At 52.8% G+C, this 536-nt stretch carries 1 rRNA gene; it reads left to right on the top strand.

The features are described from left to right. Positions 1-536, top strand: a 16S ribosomal RNA gene (locus tag IE178_RS35410); the annotation flags it as partial.

Raw genomic sequence — 536 nt, 5'->3', positions numbered from 1 at the left:
TGACGGTACCTGCAGAAGAAGCGCCGGCTAACTACGTGCCAGCAGCCGCGGTAATACGTAGGGCGCGAGCGTTGTCCGGAATTATTGGGTGTAAAGGGAGTGTAGGCGGGACGGCAAGTCAGATGTGAAATGTAGGGGCTCAACCCCTGAACTGCATTTGAAACTGCTGTTCTTGAGTGAAGTAGAGGTAGACGGAATTCCTAGTGTAGCGGTGAAATGCGTAGATATTAGGAGGAACACCAGTGGCGAAGGCGGCTTACTGGACAGTAACTGACGTTGAGGCTCGAAAGCGTGGGGAGCGAACAGGATTAGATACCCTGGTAGTCCACGCCGTAAACGGTGAATACTAGGTGTTGGGTGTCAAAGACCTTCGGTGCCGCAGCAAACGCAATAAGTATTCCACCTGGGGAGTACGTTCGCAAGAATGAAACTCAAAGGAATTGACGGGGGCCCGCACAAGCGGCGGAGCATGTGGCTTAATTCGACGCAACGCGAAGAACCTTACCAAGGCTTGACATCGTGATGACCGGAACTTA

The sequence above is a fragment of the Streptomyces griseoloalbus genome (assembly GCA_014650015.1).
GTDB classification, from domain to species: domain Bacteria; phylum Actinomycetota; class Actinomycetes; order Streptomycetales; family Streptomycetaceae; genus Streptomyces; species Streptomyces griseoloalbus.
Note: the sequence above shows the minus strand (reverse complement) of the source record. Positions and strands in the feature narration are given on the sequence as shown.